The sequence below is a fragment of the Flavobacterium nitratireducens genome, assembly GCF_029625335.1.
GTDB lineage: Bacteria > Bacteroidota > Bacteroidia > Flavobacteriales > Flavobacteriaceae > Flavobacterium > Flavobacterium nitratireducens.
Genome location: NZ_CP121111.1, coordinates 788181 through 811098, shown reverse-complemented (window position 1 = coordinate 811098; position 22918 = coordinate 788181). Strand labels below are relative to the sequence as shown.

The window sequence follows — 22918 nt, the reverse complement described above, 5'->3', positions numbered from 1 at the left end:
TGTCGTACTTTTTAAGAATTAAAAAATTATTTTATTAGGCAGTAATTGATCTGCTTGTTTCCATCCAAACACCGTCAACTTTTGTTAATTGGATAGTATCTCCTTCTGCATCCAATACCGCAGTAGAAGCAACAGAAATCACTCCAGTAACACTAGCAATTGTTAATGCACCGCTTTCTCTATTGATGGTAATAGTTTTACCTTCTACACCGTTAAGGATATTAGTTAAAGTAGTAGCTCCGGCACCAGTGTAGTTAAACGTATCACCTGCATTAGCATCTATACTAGCTGTTGTAAAATCTACTTCAGCAGCAGCAACAGTTTCAGGGGCAGTAGTTCTGCTTAATTCCTTAACAGTTCCGTCTGATTTGACAAATAATGTCAAAGTACCTCCTGATTTCAGGTCAAATTTATTATTATCAGTCAATGCAATTTTGGCATTATTCACTACGTTTTTAGTCGCTAATAACGAAGTATCCCCTTTAATTTTAATTACGGCACCGGGAGTAGTTCCTTTAAACTCAGTAATGTCAGTAGCCCAACCTTTAGTTACATAAAGATTTTTGTAAGCCACGTTTACAATTCCTGTTTCGTCATCATTTACCGGTACATAGAAATCTTTAGGGAATACAGGAGCCGTATTTGACCATAAAGTTTGTACTGCAAATTCTAATGGATCTCCTTCTTTAACTGTGTTACCAATATGGATGAAACGAACACCCATTTTGTAATCAGCCCAGATATAGATTTTTCTTAACAAGTACTCAAAGTGGTACATTGATTTTTCAGCCGGAACATTTTCAAGGATTTCAATATTATCATCAAAAGTGATAAACATAAAATCAGAACCCGCCATATCAATCAAACGCTCAAATTTCACATTAGGGTAATCTTTTGGAGTTTCAGGATATCCTTTGTAATCTTGATGTAAACCAAACAATGTTTCATATCTGCGTTTGTAAGCTCTTAACCATTGATCAGATAAGTATAAGACTAATCCTTGCTGTTCTCTTACGTCTTGAGGCAATGATTTAATCATGTTATCTACATAGTCAACGATATTCGTTTCTGTTGGCATACCTAGGTCAAACGCACGGTATTTTTTAGTCACATCACGCGCTTGCTGTGCTAAATACAATAAACCATTTTGACGGTTGATTGATTTTCCGCCTACAGTAGCATCATCCGGAGTTTTTACATACACCCCTTTGATTGTAGCCACACGATCTTCAACTCTAGCTTTTTTGTCAATTTCAGAAACAAGGAATTTTACAAATGAATCTTTATAAGGTTTAGAACCTTCTTTATTCATCATATTCAACCATGAAGCTTCAATTTTTTGCAAATAGTAACCTACGTACTCGATATCAATTTGTACCGGGAAAATTTGTCCTTCTTCAGCCTGAATCGTTTGTTTGTTTTTAGGCAACCATGGCAATTTACGACCTTGCGTAATTTCAGCAGTTGCAATGTTTCCGTCAGAAACCTTATCATCTACTTTAGTACGTTTAGGCCAGAAAGTAGGTAAACCAAAAGTATCACGCTGCAATGATTTGATTACTTCCGGATTCTCACGGAGAATACAAATCCATATCGTTATTCAGTTTATCAATATTTGGCTGACTGGTAAAGTCAGTAGCCGATGTCGCTAAACCTGCCGCTCTTCTGTTCCAGTTACGTCCGTCAAAGGCATCAATAGCACTTGCAGAACCAAATAAGTGTGTAGCCGAATGTGTTACTTTTTGCATAGATCCTCCTTTAATTATTGCCAAAGGATTATCTCCTTCAGGTTGTTGAATTAATTTGGCAATCATTTCCGATTGCTCTTTTTGTTTTGCAACAAGATTCTGAACAGTAGCTAAAATGGATTTATCTCCTTTTTTATCTTTTGCAATTTTCTCAATTTCTTCCGGAGAAAGGTTCGTTTCGGCAACTAAGGCGTCAATCTCATCCTGAATAGCTTTCAGTTCAAGATTGTTAGTTGCCATGTTTTTGATTTCTTGGTCAATACCATTTATGGCTTCATCAGCCATTTTTTTACCGAGAGCAGCTTCAATTTTTTGATACTGCTCGGCACTCAGATTAAGGGCTTTTTTTTCGCCATCAATCGGAAGTTCTTTTTCGCCTAACAATGCTGTAATAAAAGCAACTGTTCTAGCCATAAATTTCCATTTCATAGATGTCAGATTTAAAAGGTTTATTAATTAATTTACTTATAGTGGTTTAATTCACTCATTACATGAAGCCTTTGCATGGCTTGGTCAAGGCTACCAATGGAATCTATCATCCCATATTCCACGGCTTTATCAGCAGGAAATGTTTTCCCTGTTAATACTCCGGTAGCTTCTTGCAGGTTGGGTCTGGCTGCTTTTACAGCTCCTTGAAACTTGATAGCAATAGGTGATAGATGCTCTTCTTTTATCAAATCATATTCTCCCTTCAAAGCCATTGCAAAAGCTTCGTTTTTGTGTTGGCTTTCCTTTGGATAGATTTCATGGAAGACATAGCCTAAGTTTTCTAAATATTTTCTGTTATCGGCAAATGATGTCATTACACCTACAGAACCTATCGAAGCCGAAACATTATTATCAGCCATAATATAATCAGCTACCGCACACACAGACCAATAATGCAAAGAGCAACATTGATCTATCAATGCCACTACAGGCTTTGTTTTTGTTTTTCCAAATTCGATAAAAGGACCTATTGCCGAAACCGCTCCTCCTGGTCCATCTACATTTAACACAATCCCAATGATATTAGGATTAGCATCAGCCATTCGCAAAGCATTTACAATTTCATCCGCGCCATAAGTACACCAGTCTCCATATTTCATAATAGGACCTACCATATCAATAATTGCCACCGAACCTTTTGGAATTTCAATCATTCCATCCTGATTAGGTTTTATTGCTTTATTATTTAAATCTAGAATCGTAACTAAACTTTTCGTATTCTGTGAAAAGTCTAATTCCTGTCCAGTAATTATTTTATGTGCAATAGGAGCATAAGCGGTTAAGCCCTCAAATGACATCAGCCATTCTCCGCGAACCAAGTCCATTAATAAAGGATTTACTTTCATTGCTTATATTTTTTACGAAGATGTTACTTAATAACGAAAAAGCTTGTGACATAAGAAACCCACTTAAAGCGATTGTTTAAGTAGTTTAGAATTATCACAATAATTATAAGGGCTAATACCCATAACCAAGACCAAAAATTAAAACCTGATCTGTTCATTGTGTTATTGCTTTGCGAATGGATATCTTCCAATTTGATAAAGGATGAATCCTTTCCCCAATAGTTAGCCGAACTGGATGAAGTATCCACTGTATTTTCAGAGGAACTTTCATTTTTTGTATGAGTCGTTTCCTTCTCATTGATTTCGGCATTATCCAAAACATATTTTTTCCCATCCGGAGTGGTCACGCTCGATGGCTTGGTAGGATCAACAGGTTTATAATTTCTTTCAATTGTAGAACCACTGGAACTGACACTTTTTTTAATCTCAGTTACTACATTGGTATTGGTACCAATTGTAGCACCACCTTCACTTGTTTGAAGCTCCGTATTGGTATGTAGTTCTATTTCACTAGAACTATTCTTTTTTTTGAAGCACATCCAAAACAAGAAAGCAATAGCCAAACCAAAAACAGTTTGAACACATAATCAAAGAATACTCTTTTCATCTTATCTGTTTTTAGGTAACTTCAATTTGTGATACAACACATTTTCCTTTTCCATCAGGAAAGCATATTCCTCATACGCATCAAAAGACGGACAGGATTTAATACGTTCCCAAGGTTCAATTGCACCATTTTTGTTCTTATCATCCGAAAACTGATAATGACCCAAGATCATCACGTTTTGCAAATCGTTTCCATTCTCATGCAACCAGTGCATCATATCGATGATTTCTAAAAGAATAGCATTCTTTTGTGCCTGAGTTCTGGTATCGGCTGCAACCTTTACATTTTCCTGTAACACACCACCACGATAACTCATATGCAAACATTGACTATTAAATCCTGCAACACCATTAGTAACCGCATTATAATCCGCAAGCCTATGGCGTGTACCATCATAATCTATCCACGTGGCATATCCTGGAGATTTCCATCCTAAAGATGTTTTCCAAAAATCCTGCATGCTTTTTAGCGTTCCGTGTCCTGCCTGACAATGCACCACAATGTATCTGATATTCTTAGCTCTATTTGCCATAAGTATTGGTTTTATGTTCTGAAATTGTATCCAGTTCGGATTCAATTACAGTAATTAGATTATTCAGTTTTCGCTCCTTGCATACAATTTCCTTACGCTGTTCAATTACCTTCTTCGGCGGATAATCAGCAGGCAGGGCAGGCGAAAGCATCAAGGCACTAAAGGCTACCAGTGCTATTGTAGAAAAAAGTGTTTTCATAATTTCTGATTTATTTTGTCTTGTTCTTTTTTTTGCAAAAGCATTTCCAAGAGATGATTAAACTTATCCGTATAATATTCCAATTTCGCAGTATATTTTTCCTGTTCTTTGGCGCGAGAATCATTAACACTATCAATTCGGCTAGAAAGCACAGCATAATTATCTCGATGTTGCTTGTCATTGTAGTAGGATAGCGTAATTAGTAAGGCGATGAGAACGATATAATTGAGTGAAATACGTTTGAGTTGGGGCAGTTTAAAATACCAGTCAAACAGCTTCGGGATTTCTCGTAAAAAGTCAAGTATCTTCATAGAGCGTGTAGGTTTACTGTAAAAGTAGTTTGGCTCTTACTTTTTTGCTGTGACATAAAAAAAGCCCTGCATCTGCAAGGCTTATTGTTGAAATTTCAAAATGTTGTTGGATTGTTTGGTTTGGAATCGTTCCAGTATTTTACCCTTTTTTTTTCGCGGTAATACAATTGTCGTAGTGTATCATTACAAAACCCAAACTCCAATAATTCATATTTATCGATAAACTTATCTATCGCAGCTCTTACCACCGCTTCATTATTGTTTTCGACAACTCCATTCATGTATGATATGAACGACATTCGGAACATATCCTCAAGAAAATCATTGATATCCTTATTGGCTTCCGGAGGCAGCATCAAAAAAGAATTCGTTCCGTTTTCCTGTTTGTAAAACTGCCCGGTATATTTTTTAGAATTCCCATTATCTGAAACCGTAAGACATAAATTAAAATTCTCAACATTTACAGGACGTCCTGCTTTCACCATCAATAACCGTATGATCCTTCCAATTGTTGAAATAGTAGTCGAAAACAATACCGTTCGAACTTTTCTGTTCGAATACGAATACTCTTTTCCTTCACTTTCTTTAAAAAAGAAAGGAACTAAATGTGGGCTAATCTGGATAGGAACGTGTTGCATGGGACTTAGTTTTAGTTTATAAGGGTTTCATATTCTTTTAAAAAATCTTCTTTGTTAATGTTTTTCCCTCTTTTCCATCGGGCATAAGGCACAAAACCAATTCCGATAATGGTAAGACCAAGGAAACGGCTAAATGCACTGTATTGTCCTTTTCCTTTTCGTTCCTGACCTTTTGCATATAGCCAATCGGCTTTCCATTTAGTTGTGAAACTAGCCGCTACATTATAATTAATATAATGGTAATCATGCAGCATCGCATCGAGGTCTAATCCTGGTACATCTATCAAATCCTTTACTATTGTGGCTCCATCAAATTGAGCAGGATTTTGACAGAAATAATCAAAAGCATTGGTGTAAATTGCCACCTGATCCAAATAATATCCTTTCAAACTTAGTAAAGTATATAAATTGCCTTTTGCCTTTGACAAAGCTTCGGGTGATTGCAGGAAAAAGGGAGATTTAGAGCCTAGCATTATTCTACAATTACATAATTTTCAGGAAGTAAATTCCAAACTACTTTATCTGTGCTATTTCCATTTTCGTCTTTCAGGAAATCCGTTTGGATATAGGCTAGAAGCCCTATTTTTAAACGCAATTGCTCTTTTTCAAAGTCATTCATTGCTGTAGTGTCAAAATCCTGAATTAAAGCATTAACCGCTCCTGAAAATTGATTATACTCTGCAATAGATAATTCTTTATTAGAATTAGCAATTAAAGTTTTTGCGCCAGTTTCTTCGTTGATAATTGCAAAATGCTCGATGTTATAGACTACTTTATCCTGCTTCATTATAGCCTCGGCAATTTCTATTTGAATAAACGCTTCTTTTATTCCGGTTCTTAGCTCACCATATTGAGCTTTTATAGTTGATTGTATCATAATAATTTGATTTTAAACATAAGTTACTACCGCTGATTTATTTGTAATCAAAGCCTGTAAATCTGCATCAACGCCTCCACCATTAGAAGTTTGTGCTCCAGAAGATATGGTAATTGCTACACCATTAGCGCATTGATTATTGTTTGTGATAAATGTTCCGCCCGCATTTGTATTCATAACCGTAAGCATCGGGATATATACATTAGCCAAAACAGCACACCCAATAACTGAACCTGTTATAGTTACATTTGTTAACACTGGAAAACTAACACTTGTTAAAACATTTGAGGTTATTGCATTATATGAACCACTAATAGTTTTTAATCCGTTTAAATTTAAAGTACTTAAATTATTACATCCATATATACATTCATCTACAATTTCAGTCACACCATTAGCAATTAATTTAGTGAGATTACTGGCAGTTCTAAAATTTCTATATCCAAATCTTGTACATTTCGAATCTATATCATTAAATTCTTTAATATTTGTATTTGCAGAAAAATTTGAAGAATTTAATTGAAATGTGGATTTATATAATTTAAACCTCACATATTCCCCAACAATTTGAAAATTAAGCACTACAGCATTATTTAGATTTAATACACTAGCAATTGTTTTTCTATTATAAGAAGGAGTTGTGAATCGTAATTCAAAATTATAACTAGAATCACTAACATAACCTATATAATCTACTTCAACACTATTTCCAACTCCTTCTAAATCAGGGTCAGGATACCCACCATTTACAGTCAATAATGATACAGGAACTCTCAAAATACCACCACCAGTCATTGATGAAAATGTAGAGCTATTTGTAGATACTGAACTACCTATTACAGCTAAATTAGCTAAAACCATCTCGCCAGTAACCTGACAACTGTTGAAAACTTGTGAGTTCCCTACTTTATTTAGATTAACCATTGCAGGTGCATAAAAATTTGTAAATTTTGCACCAAAAAAACAATGTTCATTACTACCAACATCATTCCAAGCAGGAAAAGTTACATCTGATAAAAAAGTAACATTTCCGAAGCCATGTTGACCTATTTTAGTTACAGCTGGAAAAGTGCAATATTGAAAAGTGCAGTACCTAAATCCAGAAGAACCAACAGACGTACATAAACCAGATACATCATTGTAATAGGTAATTGTTGATGATTGAAATGCACTATTAGGAATAACATAACTCCCACCAGTAACCGCAAATTGAATATCACTTCCAATTACCGAAAAAGCTTTAATTCTTGAAGCAGATATACCAAGCTTTGAGGCCACCAAAGCAGCTGTGTTAATAGAGGCAGAAACTCCGCCAATAAAAGTATTTGGTTGAATTTTAGTTTTAGCCAAATAAAATTTCTTATTCTTATTCATAGCCTACCATCTTATAATTATAGTATTTCCTGCATTGTATCTGGTAAAAAGTCCATCAGTTTTTTCAGGAGTAGTGCTTGGAGTTGTTTCCCAAGTAAATGGAGCAGTAATTGCCCAAGTTACCGTAACACCAGGCATGGTTCTAAAACCAAATTCTTCAAAAGAAGCTCCTAATGTTGAAGGAACAGTAATGGTACAGTTTGCCGTGAAATAAACGGTACCACCACTCCAAGCATCCTTAACATTTTCCGAAGTTCCTATATAGAATTTAGTGTCTTTGGTTTGGAAATAAGTAGCTAAACGAGTTCCAAGTGTAACAAGTAATTGCGCAAAAGTTCTAGTTTTTGTTTTACTGGAATCTTCGCTATCTCCAATTAAAATCTTATCTTCATCTACCAAGGCGGTTGCTTTAGCTGTTAGATTCCCAAGATAAGAGTTTTTTAACCAGGTAATCCAAGATGGTATATCTCCAAACTTTCCGGCATTGGCTTTGTTTGCCTCGATGTCGGTTACTTTGTTGGAGCTATCTTCTTTACCTGAAACGGTAGTAGTCAAAGCCGTAAGCGCATCATTCAGGACTTTTAATTGTCGGGCATCTGCAACTTTGCCGGTAACTACGCAGTCCAGCGCGTTGTACACATCGCTCACATTTACTTTTCCAGCCAATAGCGTAACCAAATCAACTCCTTCCGGGAATGTTGCCATTACGGCTAAAAGTTCGGTAACGGTATTTACTACTGAATCTCCATCGGGAGCAGTCCCACCAATGATAGCAGCATGGGCGCGTAACTCGTCGGCTAATTTCTTAAGCGTATAATAAGTAACCTCTCCATTAACTAAATTGGAAACCTGTGTGTCTGTGTGTGAATTAGCAGCAGCTATTGCGGCTGTATCGGCTGCATCGGCATAGTCTTTGGCTTCTTGCAAAACATCGGCATCGGCGGCAGCTTGTGCTGTGGAAACGGGTTTGTCGATGTCGGCTGTTGGATCAAGGATAGCGAGTTTATCTTTTTCTTCTTTGGTAAAGATTTCAGTAATTGGAGGCGTAGTTGGTTCGGCTACAGCACTACCTAATACATAAATATCAGTTAGATGCAATTGACCTGCCGGAACAATTGGAGGTAGGGCTATTTCGGTTTCGTCAACTTCTTGACCTTGATAATATACTATGGTTCCTTCGTTGGTGGCAGCTAATGAATCAATACGATTAAATGTAGGGTCTGAGGTCTCCGCTATTATTTGCTCAAACAGCACATTTTTATAAGGATTCAAATCTATCTTCCACTCGAAATCTCCTGCGGGAATACTGATTTCGTTATCTACAATTGAAATCGAACTCACCTTAGTAAATCCATCTGGATATACTATTCCGTCAATACGTTTGTTTACTCTAGCTAACAAACTCTCCACAGGAACTGCACACACTTCCTTATCATCGTTTTGCATCAAAATATAACGTCCTTTCTCATCGCGAGAAGGATTCGTTATTTTTAATTTTTCGAGTATAGTGGTAATGATTGCTTTTCCCATTTTATGTGTTTTTTGGGTAGATTGCCCATTCGAAGTCTATATCTTGTAGAACACCAGGGATTTCTTTTAGAATAATTTTAAAGCTCGTAGGAGTTTTGTCTTTTGTGGTTAAGACAATATCCTTGTCAAGGTTAGCATTTGATGATTTTGATACCAGTGTACCTACCACTCGGTAATCTGAAGTGCCTACATTATAAGGTAGATTTACGGTTCTGATGTCAGGCGTAAAAACATCTCCAATAGAGAAAGTATTTGAAGCCAATGGACTTATTTTTCTTAAATAAGCAATGATAGCCCCAAAACACGCCCTTTCGTCTACCGGTTCAATTGTTGATTCGTCAGCTAGTTTTTGTCCTACTAATTCTTCAATTGCGTTTATTTCTTCTATATAATTCATGATGAAAATATTTTATAATGTAAGGATGAATAATTGTCTGAGTAATTTCGTGTACCAACAGGAGGAGGTTCAACTGGAGGATTGGGATTGGGTATATCCGGAATGTCAGCCGATGAAACGGCTGATTGTACTGGTTGCCAACTTGTAATTAAAGCAGGATCTCCTCCTAAATAATAGGCTGCATACCAGTAGGTGTCTTTGTCAAAGAAACCACGAGCTACGTCGCCTGGTTCTAATTCTGTTCCAATATTTGGAATTCCGTTTTGATGGCCTTTATCAATAATTACTAAATTCAAAAATGGATTAATCAAACTCGTTTTATCCATTTTATTTTCCGAAAGCATATTCACAAAATCACGCAATTCGTTGATTTCTTCCGCACTTAGATAATGCACCGTTCCGTATTGTTGCAGAAATGCCGCTAACTCAGGATCATTAACTTTATTAGCCCAATCGATAATAGGAAAACTCATTAGTTTAAGATTACAGGGATTAATGGATATATTTCACTATTCAAAGGACTTGCAACAAATCCTGAAGGGAAGATGGAAACGGTTTCAAACTTTGCTTCGGCAATTTTTATGTTAGTTTCTATCTTAATCTTTGGTCTGGCATTTTGTTTATAATCATTACGCCCAATAACCAAATCACGTCCTGATGATAATTTTAATTTGATGAACTTTACTTTTTTCATCAATGCAATTCGCTCTGAACGATTTCCATCTGTAGAAGGAAATCGTATCGTAATGCTTTGCTTGTAAGTAGGACCTGCGGGAGTATCAGCACTTTCTTCGCCAAAGGAAACCGAACCTAAACCGATGTAGGTTTTGGTAAAATCAGTATCAATCATCATCGAATTGAAAAATTGTTGCCATTCAGGAATATTGGCTGCAGTAACTTGGCCATAAAAAGCCAATTCAACGCCACAAATATTTGGATTAACATTCACTCTATCAAGTAGTCCCATCTTAAAAAACTTTCCCCGAAGATACTAAAAAATTTACTCACAGTAAATTTTTTATCAAGAAAAGTCACTAAAAGTAAATTTTAATTTAAGGTATTTACTAAAAGTAAATTTTTTAAAAACTCCAAAAATCCCATAATTTTTTGTAACAATGTAACCGAGTGGTTTTTTAAGCTGTGAAGCCTTATAAAATAAGGATTTTTTATTTACAGTCGTTTTGTAACTGAATCGAAAAAAGAAAATGTGATTTTGTAACCTCTTTATTAGTTACATTTTTTTTGTAACTACTGTTACATTAATAAAAGTAAAATGTAACCTAAAATACTAATAAATTAGCGACCTTTCGGCAATGGTTACAAAGTTACATTTTTTTATGTGCTTATATAAAAAAGGGGGTAAGGGGGAAATACATATAAGAAAGTACCTATTTATTGCGAGATTTTCAGAAAAATAGTTTTGTTGTAAATTGCTCCAGAATAAAAAATATAGTGTAGATGCATTTCACCGAAAAAGAAGTAGAAACTATGAGAATCCTGCTCCGTAGATTAGAACCGGATACAATTGAATCTGTGCAATATTTCACGCCCGAAAATGAGCTGCGAACTTGCTGTACGATGCAAATTCTAAACAAATACAATAAACCGATCTGTATTTTACAGAATTATGAAAATCTATCGCCTTTTCGGCACAAGCTTATACTGCGTTTATCCAAACAAATTCCTTATCAAATTCATATAACGCATCCTCGCGAAGGTATGACTAGAATAGGATGGAAGAAGGAATAAAAAAACCGCTCATTGGAGCGGTTAAAAAGGATAATCTGATTTTTTAGGTTTTGGAATTAGATCCTGGTACTCTCTTTTGATTTTTTCGGCAATGGGCCAATGCTAAGACATCACTTTGACATCAGACTTTGGACGACTAATTGTAATATCAAATTCAGGCTTACCACCAGAAGTAATAGTGCGAACAAATCCTTTACTTTGTTCGGGTATATCCTCGCCTTCTGTAGTCCAATTAATTAAGGCGTGAATAAATTGCTGATTGACTTCTTTTTTTGCAAGCCACATATTTCCCTTTGATATTCCGACAAATGGAGTTTGAGTAAGTGGTGAAATTCCGAAATCAATCATTTGGAAAATACCATTTGCGATTTCGTGAAAAGTATCTATATCAATACCCCATTTTTCAGCAAGTGCATTTTCGGTAATTGAATAATCCTCATCAGTATTTTCTGTGTTTGTTAGAATATCAGCAATTTCTTTGGCTTCGTCCCAATCTAATTTTACTGTTTTTGACATTTTATTTTTATTTAAAAAGTTAATAATTCGTTTCAAAAAGCACTGGCTATAACATGCGTTTGGCTCAATGGCGGTGCAGTAGTATATTGAACATTTGTGCTTCTATCATCATTAGTGCTAAATTGAAAGTGAGTGCCTTGAAACGCCACCTAGCGTAAAGCCCGAAACCGTTAACAGTAATGCTACCGAAAACTCACGAAATCGGTAGCAAACTATTAAGCCTTACTTTTTAGGTTTAGGCTTCGGTTTTGGCTTCGGTTTTGGCATTGGCATACCTGGTTTCATTCCCATAATGTTTAAATTTAAAAATTGTTCCAAAATTTACAGGCGTTTGGATTTTCCTATTTTAATTTCACTTCATCGTTTGTTAGCCATTTGTGGCTATTCATTTTCATACCGTCTTTCATAGTAATATCAGAAATATTTGCGGGCAATGAATAGCTTTTAATAATTGCGGTAGAACCATACATTCCGTCCATGTGATTTACTAAAACTTCCACTTCACTACCTTCTTTGATTACTTTTTTCTTTGCATCTGTAGAATCATAATCAATACTAAACTTGTCTTTCAATTTCTTCTTGACATCTTTGATTTTTTCTTGAAGATCTAAAGAATGATCAACCGCCCAGTCTTTTAAATCTGCATCGTCATAAAGCGATTGTGCGTCCTTTACAGATTGTTGTAAACTTTGGATAAAGTTTGCTAATTTTTGTTTGCTGCTCTCTTTTGCCATGATAATTAAGTGGGTTTTACAAAGGCCGCCCAAGCCTATATAATTTCGCCAGCCTATAACCGCGGCTAAGCGCCATTGCTAAATCTGCGGTTCATTAATATTTATTTTTCCTTTGGCGTTTCTCGGTAACGGAAACTATTCGTTTCCTAAGTCCGCAACGGACGCCTAGCCGTCACTCGTTAGTACTGAAATTTTTTTAGGATCATGTTTGTTTTTTGGATTTTGTCTTTGTTGCCGTTCAGAGGTAACTTCTGTAATATATTTTCCCAAAACTTCCTTTAATTCTCCTTTGAACAAAAGTCCTGTGCTGTTAATCTGAAGTTTCCATCCTTCGTCATTACAATTGATAATAAAGTAAGCCCCTCGGGTTTCGCTGTAAATTTCTTTACAACGTTCCATTAAATCTTGTATTTCGTTTTCCATCAGATAAAATCTAAAAGGTTATTAATTTGCTCGAAGAATATAAATGCTATGAAAATTAAAGCGGATAGGAAGCCTACAATAAACCATACAATTCTAGATGCTAGCATATCGTATTTATCCATGATATAAGTGTATCTATCTGGATAGTAATATTTTTGTTTTTTTGTCATGGTACTTGATTTAAGTGATTAAGCAGTTTTTTGATATTCTTTTAATTTAAAATGTTGCCTTTCGTTAGGAACGAAAATTTGTTTTTTGGCAACTAGATTTTCGAGAAACAAACTCGTAGTGCTTTTATCGGTATAAAATGGCCCTGTGAGTTTTTGAGCAGCATAGACATAATAAATTCTATTCAATTTTATGTGTCGGGGAGTGTCTTTAAGATCATCTATTGAAGCTTCGCGCAGCACCATATCAAACAGGAACTCATTACTTACTACATTTGGCATCGGGATAATTACACCCACTTTGCTAAAAGTCATTCGTTGATAGAGTTGAAAAAAATCGTTTTCCTCTCTCAATAAATGAGGTCCCGAGAGCTGATTGGTTTCCCAATCCAAGTAAAAGACTGTCACGTTTTCTTTTACCCATTGTTTGGCTCTCATGTTGTGAACATCGCCCCCAAACAAATCTGTTTTGGAGGCGGTTCGTAGTGCTGTACGTACTTCAAGTAGTTTCATCGGTTGACACTTTTTATTTGCCTTGCTCGCACTATGGATTCTCTTCTTGCAAATCGTTCCTGTTCGGCAGTAATAGCTTTGTCATTGATAAGCATTTCAAAAGCATCACAAGCTAGAACCACCTCGTAGAGAGTAACACAGCGGGCAAAAATTATTTTGATTTCGTAGCAGCTGTACATCAGGCTAGTTTTTCTATTTTCCATGCTTGAAGCGTGTTGAATACAAGAGCTTTTCCTTCTTTTATGTATTCACGTCCTTTCAGGTTGTAAGTGATTTTTACATTTTCTCCTGCTGTTCTGTTGTCTAGAAGGCTTACATTGCCTTGTGTGAACTGAAGCTCTACTGTTTGAGGATATTCCTCAATTGTTTTTACGTGGACAGCTCTTGTTTTAAACTGATTTTCTCCACGAACTTCTGTTTCTAATACTCTTACGATTTCTCCTGTAATTTCCATTTTATTGATTTATTTGTGATTTATATACTATGTATCCTGTATCGTTTTTTCCTCTGCCATTTAAAATATCGTAAAGCTTTGCTTTTGATATTTTTAAAATCGGTGCTGTAGCTACAACCGATTCAATTTCTACTTTTTCGCCTTTATCATCTTCGATAATTACCGGCTGTAGATTGTGAAGCTTTTTCTTAAAAGATGGCTGTTTATGAAGTGGTATTTCTACAATATCCTTCATGGGTTTACTTACATAACAGGTAATTGGATTTTCTCCTGTTTTCCAAAATTCAATGATGTTTGTTGTCATGGCTTATTTATTTAGTTGATTATTTTTCTTTTCCAAATATTTCCTCTTCGCTAGAGTATTCTGTTACATTATCAGTTACAACAACTTCCTGTTGTTCTACGGTTCTTATGAATATGGCTTCTTGTGTTTTTCCGTCAATTTTTTGAACTATTCTACCCGGTGCATTTTGTAAATCTTTTGGGTTAAATATGAACCCATGCAATTGGCAATAGGCTTTTAGGGCTTTTTTAAATTTATTAGAAGACCATTTCCCCTGTCTTGAAGCTTTACTGAAATCTTCAAAAGCAGCTTCTTTAGAAAAATAGTTGTCCAAATATTTAAACCCATCTTCCTGTTCATCACTGTCTAGTGTTGCTTTTATGATGTTTTTTGTGGCGAAAAAGGCATCCGCCCAACCTTCAAAAGCATCACCCATTTCGGCACGTAAACTTCTTTTAGTTACATTGTCCATTGGCGGGTTTATTTTGTCGGGATGTGATAAATAGAACTGGATACATTGCGCACAAAAATTATAGTAAGCATTCCATTCGGCTTCCGTAAATCCTGTAAAGAGGTTGCGTCCTCCAAAATCACTCGAAATGTTTCTTGATTCTCGATACTCATTGTCTTTGTTCTCATGATAATAATCAGAGAAACTGGTAAACAATAAACGCCTTGCTGTAGATGGTCCATCATCACGAATGGTGAAGTTGGACGTAATCAGGAATTTTGGAGAATCCTTGAAAGGAATCTCATAAGGCTGACCATTTTTAGGATTTACTTTTAAGGAACCTGTAATCTCCGAATAGAAAAAAGCAAAATCCAAGTACTGATTAGCATCATCAATCAGGATAAAATCGGTATCCTCAGTTACACCATGGTAGATGAAATCATTTTTAGTAACATTGGCATCACGCCCTTTGATATAAAATCTTCTTTTGAGGATGTTATCCAAACTTCCTAATCCTAATGACTTACCCGAACCTCCGTGAGATTCTCCTGTTTCGGAAATTTTGTTATCCATTGCAAATACACACCATGGTTTACTTTCGTCTTTATAACGATGGAGCAGATAGCCAATGCAATAGATTTTATTAATCAGATGCAGTTTTTGTTCGTAGATTTCGTCCTCACTTAATTTTTCTCCTGCAATGTTGAATTGATTGTCTTTGAAATAGGCATCGGCTTCGGCTTGTGGGCGGTTTTCAAATGATTCTTCCAATTCTTTACGCCAGTGCACGCGTGAAGCATTAATCAGGAAATTGAAATAAGGATTGTCTTTTTTTAAAACCTCGATATCCATGTTACCTTCGGTATCAGTAGATATTTTGAATTGCGAATCTTCTTTCTTTACTGCAAAATCTATGATTTTATCCTGCCAAACGTATTTATTGACTTCTCCTTGCTTGAATTCCTGAATTTCATTTGCCGTAATTTTCCAAACCTTTCTAGGGAAAAATAAGTACTGCGTGTTTTTATCGGCATCGGTAAAATCAATTTCTACCAAAGGTAATTTTGATAAAGAACGATCATTCATTTTTGGTGAGTTGTAGATAAAATCACGTAAATCAGGGTGCATTTGTCTTTCTTCCAAAAAGGTATGCACATAATTTTCAATCTCATACGGTTTCAATTCCTTAACAATTGAACCTTCCTTTTTGATGTAAACAAAACCTTCCTTAGTATCTTTACTTTCGTACCTCCCAAAGCCCATCAGTGAAAGGAATTGATACAAACGTGTATTGGATAAGTTGTAGGTTGTTTTACCGGCTTTGAACCACTCCGTCCAGAACTGCAAAGGCAAGGCATTAGCAATGATTTTATCCAAACCATTGATGAAGGTGTTTGCGTTGTCAGCTCTGTAAAATTTCTCCACATAATCCTTGAAGTCTTTACAAGGATTACCTCGCTTATCTGTGTATTTTTTTAGTTTCTCAGGTAAGAAAAGCAATTTGATATCCAGAAACTTTAAACCCATTTCAATGGCTTGTTTGATTCCTGTATTGTCAAGGTCGGCCACATAGTAAATGTCCTTAACCATTTTCTTTAATTCCTTATACTCGGACCAATCCAAATGCTCACTTTCAGAGTTGAACCAAATTGGAAACTTACCGAACGACCGTAAGTTAATACCATCAGAACCGCCACTAATAATAAAAGCAGCATCCACTTTATAATCTTTCTTTTTCTTGTCTGCTTTTTCTTCATCTTCTGTTTCTTCAGTTACTGAATATTCGTATTCTTCATCGGCTTTATCTTTTAATCGCTTGTATTCTTTTTCAATTAAATCCATCCCGAAACAATGTTTTTTAGGCTTCTCACCGGCATAGCGAAAACGGTATTGTTTCTCGAAAGAATTCGGTTGGTAGATTTTTTGCCAAGTACCAAAGTCAAAAACAAGAATAGGGTAGTCCTCGGTAGCGGTAGTAACAATAGTTTCATTCTCTTTGCAATAAGCAAATGATTTGCAGGAACGCAATTTAAAATCAGCACAATGTTGTTCATTGACACGTGGACCAATCAAAGCCAATTCCTCCTTAGAAATAGTTTCATTATAAGTGAAATAATAGGATTTAGGCGTTTCGTCTGGAGCTAAAGAACGTTTTTCAATGATAGGCTTATACACTTGCATTTCTGCCCCTTTCACATTGTATCTTGCGCCCAGTAAAGCACAGGCTTCACCATAGGAAATGTTTTCTTCTACCTGACAAATCATAATGGCATTTCGAGGCACTTGATCACCTCCAAAATCAGTCACTACCCAAATTCCATTTTGCAATTGTTTTAAAGATGCCGAGGCAGTTTTTTCATTACCTCTTATTTTGAACTGGCGGGTTCTTTTGGTAATTACATCTTCTGCATTTGGATAATAGGCTTTGATAATTTCCAATCCTCCGTTGGTTGCATCAAAGATGTCTGTGTCTTTTACGTAGCTCATAGGTTATGCCTCCTGTGATTTTGGGGTTAGTATTTCTGGGTTGTTTACCGGAATAATAAAGAGCGGTTCAAATAATTGTTCATGTAGTTTTTTACCTTCCTGATAAGATTCTAAACTCATCCCGAACCGGGTATGAGGTGGAATTTCTTCTTTTTCAGCAGCTTCAAGAAATTCATTAATTATATTAGCTGCAGTTTTTGCAACATCTGATAAAATACGGAGCTGCTTTATCGTTTTTAAAAGGGCTAACTTTGATTTAATAGGTGTCGATTGCTCTTCAATTTCCTTATCAGTAAAATGTCCTGATTTTTCCAGATTTTCTATTTGTTCCTGGCATAAGTCTATTTTTGATTGTATATCGTCTATCATGGCTTTGAATTTTAGGTTAGAAGAAAAAACCACTCCACAACAGAGTGGTTTTTTTTGTGTGTAAGCGCACACACAAACTGGTAAGAACGTATATTCGGTCTTAAATCCGAATGAGGTTCAGGAAGAAGGAAATCCGAGCTCCTTCCTGCTTGGTTTGTATGCCAAGTTTATCGTATAGTATTTTTTTTAGTTTGTGGAACGTACCTAAAGCCATACCTAATTCCTCCGCAATTACTTCATTTGTCATGTTAGTAGCTGTAAGTTGAAGTAGTTTTACTTCTTGTTTTTCTAATCTTTCTCCATTGAATGTTGGCAACTTGCAAAGAATTCCTTCACTTTTGCATTGGCCATGTAGCGGACATTCCCAATATTCTCCGTCCTGTAGTACACCATCTTTAATATCGCCTTGAAAGTCCAATCCACCAAAACGACATTTGGCAAATTGTTCGATGCGTTTCATTTTAGAAGTAGGGTGCATATCAAATAATTCCAGTTTAGCAGCCTTATCATTATTGATAGCTTCTTCAATAATTTGCATCGTTGCTAATGAAATTTCGCAAAACGGTAATACTTTGGAATTTTGAATAATTTTTACTTCATCGTTTGATATAAAAAATTCAGTAGCCGAATCCATCATACCCGGGAAGATAGTGTTAGAAGTTGTTGTTAATTGTGTCATGGGATTGTGATTTAAGTGGTTAAGATTTTAAGTTTTTCAATTTGCGCCTGATTTTCTTTGGCTACTTCGACTAGCGCATTAAGAACATCCAAGCGATTGTTTAAATTGGCACGAACATTTCTAATTACCTTCTTTGAATAGCGGTGTCCTTTAGGTAACTTCTCTAAGACTTTTTCTACATATGTACTGGGTAGATACTCATCTATTATTTTTCGTGCTATTTCGATATGCATTTGCACATCTTTTTCGTTACTATTTATTCCTATATTTGCCATAGAGTTACTATTTATGCCCCAAAACTAATAAATAAATTTACTCAAAGTAAATTTTTATGTATAAAAATTTACTATTAGTAATAATTTATAACGATTCTAAACTATGGAATATTACGAAAAAATGCGTGCTTTCTTTAAATCAAAGGGTTTGAAGCAAAATGAAGTGTCTGAAAAACTGGGGGTTAGCGCTCCAATGTTGAGTCGCTATTTAAAGGGTTCAGATAATTTTACACCTGATTTTATAATTAAATTGGTAAAGGAATTTCCAGAAATTAACCTACAGTACATTTTTTCTGAAAACGAGGAATTAAATCATAGTTTGGTTCAAGAACCAACAACTTCATACGGAATGGATAATGAAGAAATAGTAAAAGAGTTGGAATTAATTGAATATAAAATTTCGAAAATACGTGCTGAATTGGCACGAAAAAGCCCCGAAGAATAGTAAGAAATCAATAATAGTGCGCCTTTAGCGTTGTTGAAGTAATCCTTCTGCGATCACAAGAAGCCTTTACAGCAATGTAGAGGCTTTTTTGTTTTTAGTTATTTTATTTTTAACAAGGTATTTCTCATTAAAAATGAAGTTTTATTATGTTTTTTAGTTGGATGTTTGCACATTGTTTGCAAACGCAATACTTAAAATTCTCTCCGTAAATGTAAGGGTCAGTATTTTGTAAACCTCTAATTTTAGTTGAATGAAATAGTTTGTGAAGCCCATTTGGTAAAATACGATAATCAGCATTTGGAAATTCATCAAAGTATGAATTCCCTTCCCATTCTCCCCAAAAAAATAAGTCGGCTTGTGAGGGTTGCAAATCTTCTAAATCAATTACATAATGACCATTATTTTGAATAAACTTTCTAAAATGAACAACATCATTACTCCATTTACGAATAATTTGATTTCCGATTTGACAATATCCGTGTCCTAACCTAAAAGGCTTTTGATGTCCAGGGTGATTAAGTTGAATTTTCATTTTATGTGGTCTTTAAACTTTAGTTTTTCTTCCTTGCTTGTTTGAAGAAAAGGTTTTCTTCCTTGCACTTGAAACAAGACAGCTGAATTTTTATTTTGAGAAATTTTGAATGTTCCTTTTAATAAGGGGCTTTTTGAGTTCACATTTATAGATGTCCAATTACCAACTTGAGGGAATGAAATTTTATTCTCAAAATTATTTGAGGCTGAATACAGAATTACGTCAGGCTCTAAAATTTCTACCAAACTATGCCAAGATTTTGCTCCAATATGTTCTAATACATTTTTGTCCGAATTTGTTAATCCTGTCCAAGTTGGACTTGTAGCGTATGAACAGCCAATGTCCGTGTGCAATGCAGTATTAAGGGCATTGTGGTAATGGGAAGCGTCAAAACTTGTTAAGACAGCACCAAAACTTGCTTTAAACCAAGAGTTGTAAGGATTTTTTAGAAAATAATTATTGTAAGCTATATATAGACTTTCTATCGAACCATTGTAATCTGGAAATCTAAGATTGGTTGTGGGTTTGGAAGTTTTGTTTATTTTAAATTCTATGTCAGAAGGATTGAGGGAGACGGTTATGATTTTCAATTCCGATTTTAAATATTCTTCTGCGTTCCCAAACCAAACAATAGGAACAGAATTTGGAACAATATTGTGTCCATAATTGAGTTTTTTGAAATCATTAAACTCGTTAGTAATTAAATTCAAGAGTTCCTGTTTTTTAGTCATTTCTTTTATTTTCTAATTTATCACTTTTTGTGTGGTCGTCCTGCGGTTGCCACTAACGTTTCGGGTATTGCCGCAGTGGGGGATTTTTAGCACCACTGTTGATTAGAAATACCACTCTTTAAATATAGCACTAATCTTCAATAGAATTACGTCAGCCCCGCTTGCGCCAAACCGCTGTTGAACTAAACCTTCGGTAGCACATACCTTGATTTTGTACCTTACGAATATAATTAAATTCTGTAAGATATGACTACAAAAAAAGAATGTTGAAGAATTAAGAGAAAACAAAATTCTCAACCAAGCTAAACGAGAAGTTCTGGGTTTTGAGGAACTCATCAATCGCTTTGAACGTACGATTTCGGTATTGGGCAGAAGCCAAAGTACTTTCAATAATTATTCTCGGCATGTGGCTTCTATTTCCTTGTATTTTGGTAAAATCCCAACGGATTTAGATCCTGAACAAGTACAGGATTACTTGTTTTACCAGCAGAAAAAGTCCAAAACCCCTTCGCAAACCTATTTTAAACATTGTGTTTATGGTCTTCGCTTTCTTCTAAAATCAGAAGGCTTGCCTTATGAGTACTTGCGTTTGCCTTCGATAAAACACGAGAAAAAACTACCCTTTGTTTTGAGTAAAGAAGAAGTTTGGGTCATGCTTCAAGGTGCTAAATTACTCAAACACCGCATCCTTATTGGCTTGTTGTATGGTTGCGGATTGCGTTGTATGGAAGCACGTTCTGTACGATTACAAGATTTAGATTTTGATAGAAAGCAACTCAAAGTAGTGCAAGGAAAGGGTAAAAAAGACCGCTATGTTCCTTTATCGGTTCATTTAATACGAGGACTCAAAAAATATATCGAAGCCGAAAAACCACAAGATTACCTTTTTAATGGGCAACCTATCCAAAGAGCTGGAGGCGATTTTGATAGTCGTTACAGCCAACGAGGCGTGCAATGGGTAGTGAGGCAAGTGGCCAAGGCATCTGGTGTCAAAAAAGAGGTTCACACGCACACCCTTCGGCATAGTTATGCCACGCATTTGCTCGAAGATGGCATGGATATTATAACCCTCAAAGACCTTTTGGGACATCAGAATATAGAAACCACTTTGGAGTATTTACAGATTGCCCAACTTGCTAGCCAACAAAAGTTTAGTCCCCTTGATACTCTTTTTGCCCAATGCAACCGGAGGTAAGCACTGAGCGAAGTCGAAAAGCCTGCATTGAGCGTAGTCGAAATGAAGTAGCCGATGTCCTGCGGAAGATTGGTTCTAAAATCGAAGATTATGGATTGAATACTTGGCAACTACGCACGCTATCAGCCATAAGAAAATGCCGAACGGCCGAATTGGGCGGTCATATCGATGCTTGCGATGGTTGTGGTAATTTGAGCATTAGTTACAACTCTTGCAGAAACAGACACTGCCCAAAGTGTCAGGGCAAAAATCGAGAAGAATGGATTCAGGCCAGAAGTACAGAACTTTTGCCTGTGCCGTACTTCCACGTGGTTTTTACCCTGCCCGAAGCGATTAATTCTTTGGCGATTCACCAACCCAAAATAGTGTATGACACCTTGTTTGAAGCCACTTGGGAAACGCTTCAAAAATTTGGCAAAGCCAAAGCAATACAACTGGGTATGATTGCCGTTTTGCACACCTGGGGACAGCAGTTGAGTCTGCATCCGCACCTGCATTGCATTGTGCCAGGCGGAGGAATCGATACCGACGGACAGTGGAAAAACAGTCGTGCCGACGGTAAATTTCTTTTCCCAGTCAAGGCTTTATCGAAAGTGTTTCGAGCGAAGTTTTGTGAGAAACTCAAAAAGAAAGAACCCATTAAGTATGAACAAATCCGTCAGGAATTATGGCAAAAACCTTGGGTAGTTTTTGCTAAAAAGCCTTTTGGAAGTCCACAATCGGTGGTGGAATATCTGGGTAGATACACTCATAAAATCGCTATCAGCAACCACCGAATCAAAAGCATTGACAGCGAAAATGTCACTTTTGATTACAAGGATTACCGAGTGGCGGGCGTCAAAAAGCAAATGACACTCACGCATCAAGAATTTATCAGACGCTTTGCGTTACATATTTTGCCCAAGCGTTTTGTCAAGATTCGGCATTATGGTTTTTTGAGCAGTACTTGGAAGCGTGGGAAGCTAAAGTTTTTGCAGGAGAAACTCCAAGTAAAGGTCTTGGAAAAAGCAGAAAAGAAGCCTTTTTTGCCCAAATGTCCGTGTTGCAAAACAGGCAATTTGCACCGAATAGTGGTTTTTGACCAGCGTGGTCCGCCTGCTTGGTATCTTGGCGGTAGCCAAAACCCATTTCCCCGTGAAAGTTGATTTTATGGGTAAGGGAACTTATGCCCTAAGGTGAAGGAAAACACGACAAAACCATCTTTGAAACCACTTCAAAAAAAAGAGGACACTAAATCCTCTTGAAATTCTCTATCAAAACTTTACGATAACTCCATAGTTGTGGAATGGCAGCGGTTCTCCCGATAATTATCGGGACAAGCTGTTCAACACGGGCTTCATTGTTCGTGCTTCGCACGCAACGAATCCC

31 protein-coding genes are annotated in these 22918 nt (G+C 36.1%); 3 read left to right on the top strand and 28 right to left on the bottom strand.

The window, feature by feature from the left end; translation table 11 throughout:
* Nucleotides 1-34 precede the first annotated feature (34 nt).
* From P5P90_RS03815 to P5P90_RS03690, 26 genes are all read right to left on the bottom strand, one after another.
* A complete protein-coding gene (locus P5P90_RS03815) occupies nt 35-1549 on the bottom strand; it encodes a hypothetical protein (RefSeq protein ID WP_278035890.1) in 1515 nt (504 codons plus the stop codon).
* 22 nt (nt 1550-1571) lie between these two features.
* Entirely contained in the window at nt 1572-2177 is a 606-nt protein-coding gene (locus P5P90_RS03810; RefSeq protein WP_278035889.1) for a hypothetical protein, read from the bottom strand.
* A 32-nt stretch (nt 2178-2209) separates the two neighbouring features.
* A complete protein-coding gene (locus tag P5P90_RS03805) occupies nt 2210-3082 on the bottom strand; it encodes a S49 family peptidase (RefSeq protein ID WP_278035888.1) in 873 nt (290 codons plus the stop codon).
* 23 nt (nt 3083-3105) lie between these two features.
* Complete coding sequence (locus P5P90_RS03800; protein ID WP_278035887.1) at nt 3106-3645, bottom strand: hypothetical protein; 540 nt, start codon at nt 3643-3645, stop codon at nt 3106-3108.
* A gap of 45 nt (nt 3646-3690) precedes the next feature.
* On the bottom strand, nt 3691-4221 hold the full coding sequence (locus P5P90_RS03795; protein WP_278035886.1) for a peptidoglycan recognition protein family protein: 531 nt from the start codon (nt 4219-4221) through the stop codon (nt 3691-3693).
* On the bottom strand, nt 4211-4420 hold the full coding sequence (locus P5P90_RS03790; protein ID WP_278035885.1) for a hypothetical protein: 210 nt from the start codon (nt 4418-4420) through the stop codon (nt 4211-4213). Before P5P90_RS03790 ends, P5P90_RS03795 begins: the two co-directional genes overlap by 11 nt.
* Nucleotides 4417-4731 carry a hypothetical protein gene (locus tag P5P90_RS03785; RefSeq protein ID WP_278035884.1) on the bottom strand — a complete coding sequence of 105 codons (315 nt, stop codon included), beginning with the start codon at nt 4729-4731 and terminating at the stop codon, nt 4417-4419. The genes P5P90_RS03790 and P5P90_RS03785 overlap by 4 nt, the downstream gene beginning before the upstream one ends.
* Before the next feature lie 95 nt (nt 4732-4826).
* Nucleotides 4827-5369: a hypothetical protein gene (locus tag P5P90_RS03780; protein ID WP_278035883.1), complete on the bottom strand. Its 543-nt coding sequence runs from the start codon at nt 5367-5369 to the stop codon at nt 4827-4829.
* A gap of 11 nt (nt 5370-5380) precedes the next feature.
* Entirely contained in the window at nt 5381-5842 is a 462-nt protein-coding gene (locus P5P90_RS03775; protein WP_278035882.1) for a hypothetical protein, read from the bottom strand.
* The gene (locus P5P90_RS03770; RefSeq protein WP_278035881.1) at nt 5842-6246 is read right to left on the bottom strand and encodes a hypothetical protein; all 405 of its coding nucleotides are present in this window, start codon (nt 6244-6246) and stop codon (nt 5842-5844) included. Before P5P90_RS03770 ends, P5P90_RS03775 begins: the two co-directional genes overlap by 1 nt.
* A gap of 12 nt (nt 6247-6258) precedes the next feature.
* Complete coding sequence (locus P5P90_RS03765) at nt 6259-7620, bottom strand: leucine-rich repeat protein (protein ID WP_278035880.1); 1362 nt, start codon at nt 7618-7620, stop codon at nt 6259-6261.
* Between the two features lie 3 nt (nt 7621-7623).
* The gene (locus P5P90_RS03760; protein ID WP_278035879.1) at nt 7624-9150 is read right to left on the bottom strand and encodes a hypothetical protein; all 1527 of its coding nucleotides are present in this window, start codon (nt 9148-9150) and stop codon (nt 7624-7626) included.
* A gap of 1 nt (nt 9151) precedes the next feature.
* Nucleotides 9152-9547 (bottom strand): hypothetical protein, encoded by a 396-nt coding sequence (locus tag P5P90_RS03755; RefSeq protein WP_278035878.1) that lies wholly within the window; start codon nt 9545-9547, stop codon nt 9152-9154.
* Nucleotides 9544-10020 (bottom strand): hypothetical protein, encoded by a 477-nt coding sequence (locus P5P90_RS03750; protein WP_278035877.1) that lies wholly within the window; start codon nt 10018-10020, stop codon nt 9544-9546. The genes P5P90_RS03755 and P5P90_RS03750 overlap by 4 nt, the downstream gene beginning before the upstream one ends.
* Complete coding sequence (locus tag P5P90_RS03745; RefSeq protein ID WP_278035876.1) at nt 10020-10514, bottom strand: hypothetical protein; 495 nt, start codon at nt 10512-10514, stop codon at nt 10020-10022. Before P5P90_RS03745 ends, P5P90_RS03750 begins: the two co-directional genes overlap by 1 nt.
* Nucleotides 10515-11398: 884 nt before the next feature.
* On the bottom strand, nt 11399-11812 hold the full coding sequence (locus tag P5P90_RS03740; RefSeq protein WP_278035875.1) for a hypothetical protein: 414 nt from the start codon (nt 11810-11812) through the stop codon (nt 11399-11401).
* Between the two features lie 341 nt (nt 11813-12153).
* Complete coding sequence (locus P5P90_RS03735) at nt 12154-12546, bottom strand: DUF1541 domain-containing protein (RefSeq protein WP_278035874.1); 393 nt, start codon at nt 12544-12546, stop codon at nt 12154-12156.
* Nucleotides 12547-12711: 165 nt separating this feature from the next.
* On the bottom strand, nt 12712-12969 hold the full coding sequence (locus P5P90_RS03730; protein ID WP_278035873.1) for a hypothetical protein: 258 nt from the start codon (nt 12967-12969) through the stop codon (nt 12712-12714).
* A 188-nt stretch (nt 12970-13157) separates the two neighbouring features.
* A complete protein-coding gene (locus P5P90_RS03725) occupies nt 13158-13649 on the bottom strand; it encodes a hypothetical protein (RefSeq protein WP_278035872.1) in 492 nt (163 codons plus the stop codon).
* The gene (locus tag P5P90_RS03720; protein ID WP_278035871.1) at nt 13646-13828 is read right to left on the bottom strand and encodes a hypothetical protein; all 183 of its coding nucleotides are present in this window, start codon (nt 13826-13828) and stop codon (nt 13646-13648) included. Before P5P90_RS03720 ends, P5P90_RS03725 begins: the two co-directional genes overlap by 4 nt.
* Nucleotides 13828-14103, bottom strand: a complete 276-nt coding sequence (locus P5P90_RS03715; protein ID WP_278035870.1) for a DUF3127 domain-containing protein — start codon at nt 14101-14103, stop codon at nt 13828-13830. The genes P5P90_RS03720 and P5P90_RS03715 overlap by 1 nt, the downstream gene beginning before the upstream one ends.
* A gap of 1 nt (nt 14104) precedes the next feature.
* Nucleotides 14105-14407: a hypothetical protein gene (locus tag P5P90_RS03710; protein WP_278035869.1), complete on the bottom strand. Its 303-nt coding sequence runs from the start codon at nt 14405-14407 to the stop codon at nt 14105-14107.
* A 19-nt stretch (nt 14408-14426) separates the two neighbouring features.
* Nucleotides 14427-17324 (bottom strand): hypothetical protein, encoded by a 2898-nt coding sequence (locus P5P90_RS03705; protein WP_278035868.1) that lies wholly within the window; start codon nt 17322-17324, stop codon nt 14427-14429.
* 3 nt (nt 17325-17327) lie between these two features.
* Nucleotides 17328-17693 carry a hypothetical protein gene (locus P5P90_RS03700; RefSeq protein ID WP_278035867.1) on the bottom strand — a complete coding sequence of 122 codons (366 nt, stop codon included), beginning with the start codon at nt 17691-17693 and terminating at the stop codon, nt 17328-17330.
* Nucleotides 17694-17793: 100 nt separating this feature from the next.
* Entirely contained in the window at nt 17794-18372 is a 579-nt protein-coding gene (locus tag P5P90_RS03695; protein ID WP_278035866.1) for a helix-turn-helix transcriptional regulator, read from the bottom strand.
* 11 nt (nt 18373-18383) lie between these two features.
* Complete coding sequence (locus P5P90_RS03690) at nt 18384-18647, bottom strand: hypothetical protein (protein WP_278035865.1); 264 nt, start codon at nt 18645-18647, stop codon at nt 18384-18386.
* A gap of 103 nt (nt 18648-18750) precedes the next feature.
* Between P5P90_RS03690 and P5P90_RS03685 the strand changes: the two genes are divergently transcribed.
* Nucleotides 18751-19092, top strand: coding sequence for a helix-turn-helix domain-containing protein (locus P5P90_RS03685; protein ID WP_278035864.1), 342 nt, complete (start codon nt 18751-18753; stop codon nt 19090-19092).
* A 127-nt stretch (nt 19093-19219) separates the two neighbouring features.
* Here P5P90_RS03685 and P5P90_RS03680 read toward each other — a convergent pair whose 3' ends face one another.
* Both P5P90_RS03680 and P5P90_RS03675 read right to left on the bottom strand, forming a co-directional pair.
* Nucleotides 19220-19624, bottom strand: a complete 405-nt coding sequence (locus P5P90_RS03680; protein WP_278035863.1) for a hypothetical protein — start codon at nt 19622-19624, stop codon at nt 19220-19222.
* Nucleotides 19621-20355, bottom strand: coding sequence for a hypothetical protein (locus tag P5P90_RS03675; protein WP_278035862.1), 735 nt, complete (start codon nt 20353-20355; stop codon nt 19621-19623). The genes P5P90_RS03680 and P5P90_RS03675 overlap by 4 nt, the downstream gene beginning before the upstream one ends.
* A gap of 406 nt (nt 20356-20761) precedes the next feature.
* On the opposite strand from P5P90_RS03675, the gene P5P90_RS03670 reads away from it, so the two are divergent.
* Entirely contained in the window at nt 20762-21550 is a 789-nt protein-coding gene (locus P5P90_RS03670; protein ID WP_278035861.1) for a tyrosine-type recombinase/integrase, read from the top strand.
* Nucleotides 21535-22695, top strand: a complete 1161-nt coding sequence (locus P5P90_RS03665; RefSeq protein ID WP_278035860.1) for an IS91 family transposase — start codon at nt 21535-21537, stop codon at nt 22693-22695. The genes P5P90_RS03670 and P5P90_RS03665 overlap by 16 nt, the downstream gene beginning before the upstream one ends.
* Nucleotides 22696-22918 lie beyond the last annotated feature (223 nt).

What these genes read in the sequence shown, in the direction of transcription:
- P5P90_RS03780 (WP_278035883.1), bottom strand. Translation starts at nt 5,369, where the DNA reads ATGCAACACGTTCCTATCCAGATTAGCCCACATTTAGTTCCTTTCTTT.
- P5P90_RS03770 (WP_278035881.1), bottom strand. Translation starts at nt 6,246, where the DNA reads ATGATACAATCAACTATAAAAGCTCAATATGGTGAGCTAAGAACCGGA.
- P5P90_RS03755 (WP_278035878.1), bottom strand. Translation starts at nt 9,547, where the DNA reads ATGAATTATATAGAAGAAATAAACGCAATTGAAGAATTAGTAGGACAA.
- P5P90_RS03705 (WP_278035868.1), bottom strand. Translation starts at nt 17,324, where the DNA reads ATGAGCTACGTAAAAGACACAGACATCTTTGATGCAACCAACGGAGGA.
- P5P90_RS03735 (WP_278035874.1), bottom strand. Translation starts at nt 12,546, where the DNA reads ATGGCAAAAGAGAGCAGCAAACAAAAATTAGCAAACTTTATCCAAAGT.
- P5P90_RS03790 (WP_278035885.1), bottom strand. Translation starts at nt 4,420, where the DNA reads ATGAAAACACTTTTTTCTACAATAGCACTGGTAGCCTTTAGTGCCTTG.
- P5P90_RS03785 (WP_278035884.1), bottom strand. Translation starts at nt 4,731, where the DNA reads ATGAAGATACTTGACTTTTTACGAGAAATCCCGAAGCTGTTTGACTGG.
- P5P90_RS03765 (WP_278035880.1), bottom strand. Translation starts at nt 7,620, where the DNA reads ATGAATAAGAATAAGAAATTTTATTTGGCTAAAACTAAAATTCAACCA.
- P5P90_RS03760 (WP_278035879.1), bottom strand. Translation starts at nt 9,150, where the DNA reads ATGGGAAAAGCAATCATTACCACTATACTCGAAAAATTAAAAATAACG.
- P5P90_RS03720 (WP_278035871.1), bottom strand. Translation starts at nt 13,828, where the DNA reads ATGTACAGCTGCTACGAAATCAAAATAATTTTTGCCCGCTGTGTTACT.
- P5P90_RS03680 (WP_278035863.1), bottom strand. Translation starts at nt 19,624, where the DNA reads ATGAAAATTCAACTTAATCACCCTGGACATCAAAAGCCTTTTAGGTTA.
- P5P90_RS03715 (WP_278035870.1), bottom strand. Translation starts at nt 14,103, where the DNA reads ATGGAAATTACAGGAGAAATCGTAAGAGTATTAGAAACAGAAGTTCGT.
- P5P90_RS03810 (WP_278035889.1), bottom strand. Translation starts at nt 2,177, where the DNA reads ATGAAATGGAAATTTATGGCTAGAACAGTTGCTTTTATTACAGCATTG.
- P5P90_RS03730 (WP_278035873.1), bottom strand. Translation starts at nt 12,969, where the DNA reads ATGGAAAACGAAATACAAGATTTAATGGAACGTTGTAAAGAAATTTAC.
- P5P90_RS03710 (WP_278035869.1), bottom strand. Translation starts at nt 14,407, where the DNA reads ATGACAACAAACATCATTGAATTTTGGAAAACAGGAGAAAATCCAATT.
- P5P90_RS03665 (WP_278035860.1), top strand. Translation starts at nt 21,535, where the DNA reads ATGCAACCGGAGGTAAGCACTGAGCGAAGTCGAAAAGCCTGCATTGAG.
- P5P90_RS03725 (WP_278035872.1), bottom strand. Translation starts at nt 13,649, where the DNA reads ATGAAACTACTTGAAGTACGTACAGCACTACGAACCGCCTCCAAAACA.
- P5P90_RS03740 (WP_278035875.1), bottom strand. Translation starts at nt 11,812, where the DNA reads ATGTCAAAAACAGTAAAATTAGATTGGGACGAAGCCAAAGAAATTGCT.
- P5P90_RS03690 (WP_278035865.1), bottom strand. Translation starts at nt 18,647, where the DNA reads ATGGCAAATATAGGAATAAATAGTAACGAAAAAGATGTGCAAATGCAT.
- P5P90_RS03805 (WP_278035888.1), bottom strand. Translation starts at nt 3,082, where the DNA reads ATGAAAGTAAATCCTTTATTAATGGACTTGGTTCGCGGAGAATGGCTG.
- P5P90_RS03685 (WP_278035864.1), top strand. Translation starts at nt 18,751, where the DNA reads ATGGAATATTACGAAAAAATGCGTGCTTTCTTTAAATCAAAGGGTTTG.
- P5P90_RS03700 (WP_278035867.1), bottom strand. Translation starts at nt 17,693, where the DNA reads ATGATAGACGATATACAATCAAAAATAGACTTATGCCAGGAACAAATA.
- P5P90_RS03675 (WP_278035862.1), bottom strand. Translation starts at nt 20,355, where the DNA reads ATGACTAAAAAACAGGAACTCTTGAATTTAATTACTAACGAGTTTAAT.
- P5P90_RS03745 (WP_278035876.1), bottom strand. Translation starts at nt 10,514, where the DNA reads ATGGGACTACTTGATAGAGTGAATGTTAATCCAAATATTTGTGGCGTT.
- P5P90_RS03775 (WP_278035882.1), bottom strand. Translation starts at nt 5,842, where the DNA reads ATGCTAGGCTCTAAATCTCCCTTTTTCCTGCAATCACCCGAAGCTTTG.
- P5P90_RS03750 (WP_278035877.1), bottom strand. Translation starts at nt 10,020, where the DNA reads ATGAGTTTTCCTATTATCGATTGGGCTAATAAAGTTAATGATCCTGAG.
- P5P90_RS03695 (WP_278035866.1), bottom strand. Translation starts at nt 18,372, where the DNA reads ATGACACAATTAACAACAACTTCTAACACTATCTTCCCGGGTATGATG.
- P5P90_RS03795 (WP_278035886.1), bottom strand. Translation starts at nt 4,221, where the DNA reads ATGGCAAATAGAGCTAAGAATATCAGATACATTGTGGTGCATTGTCAG.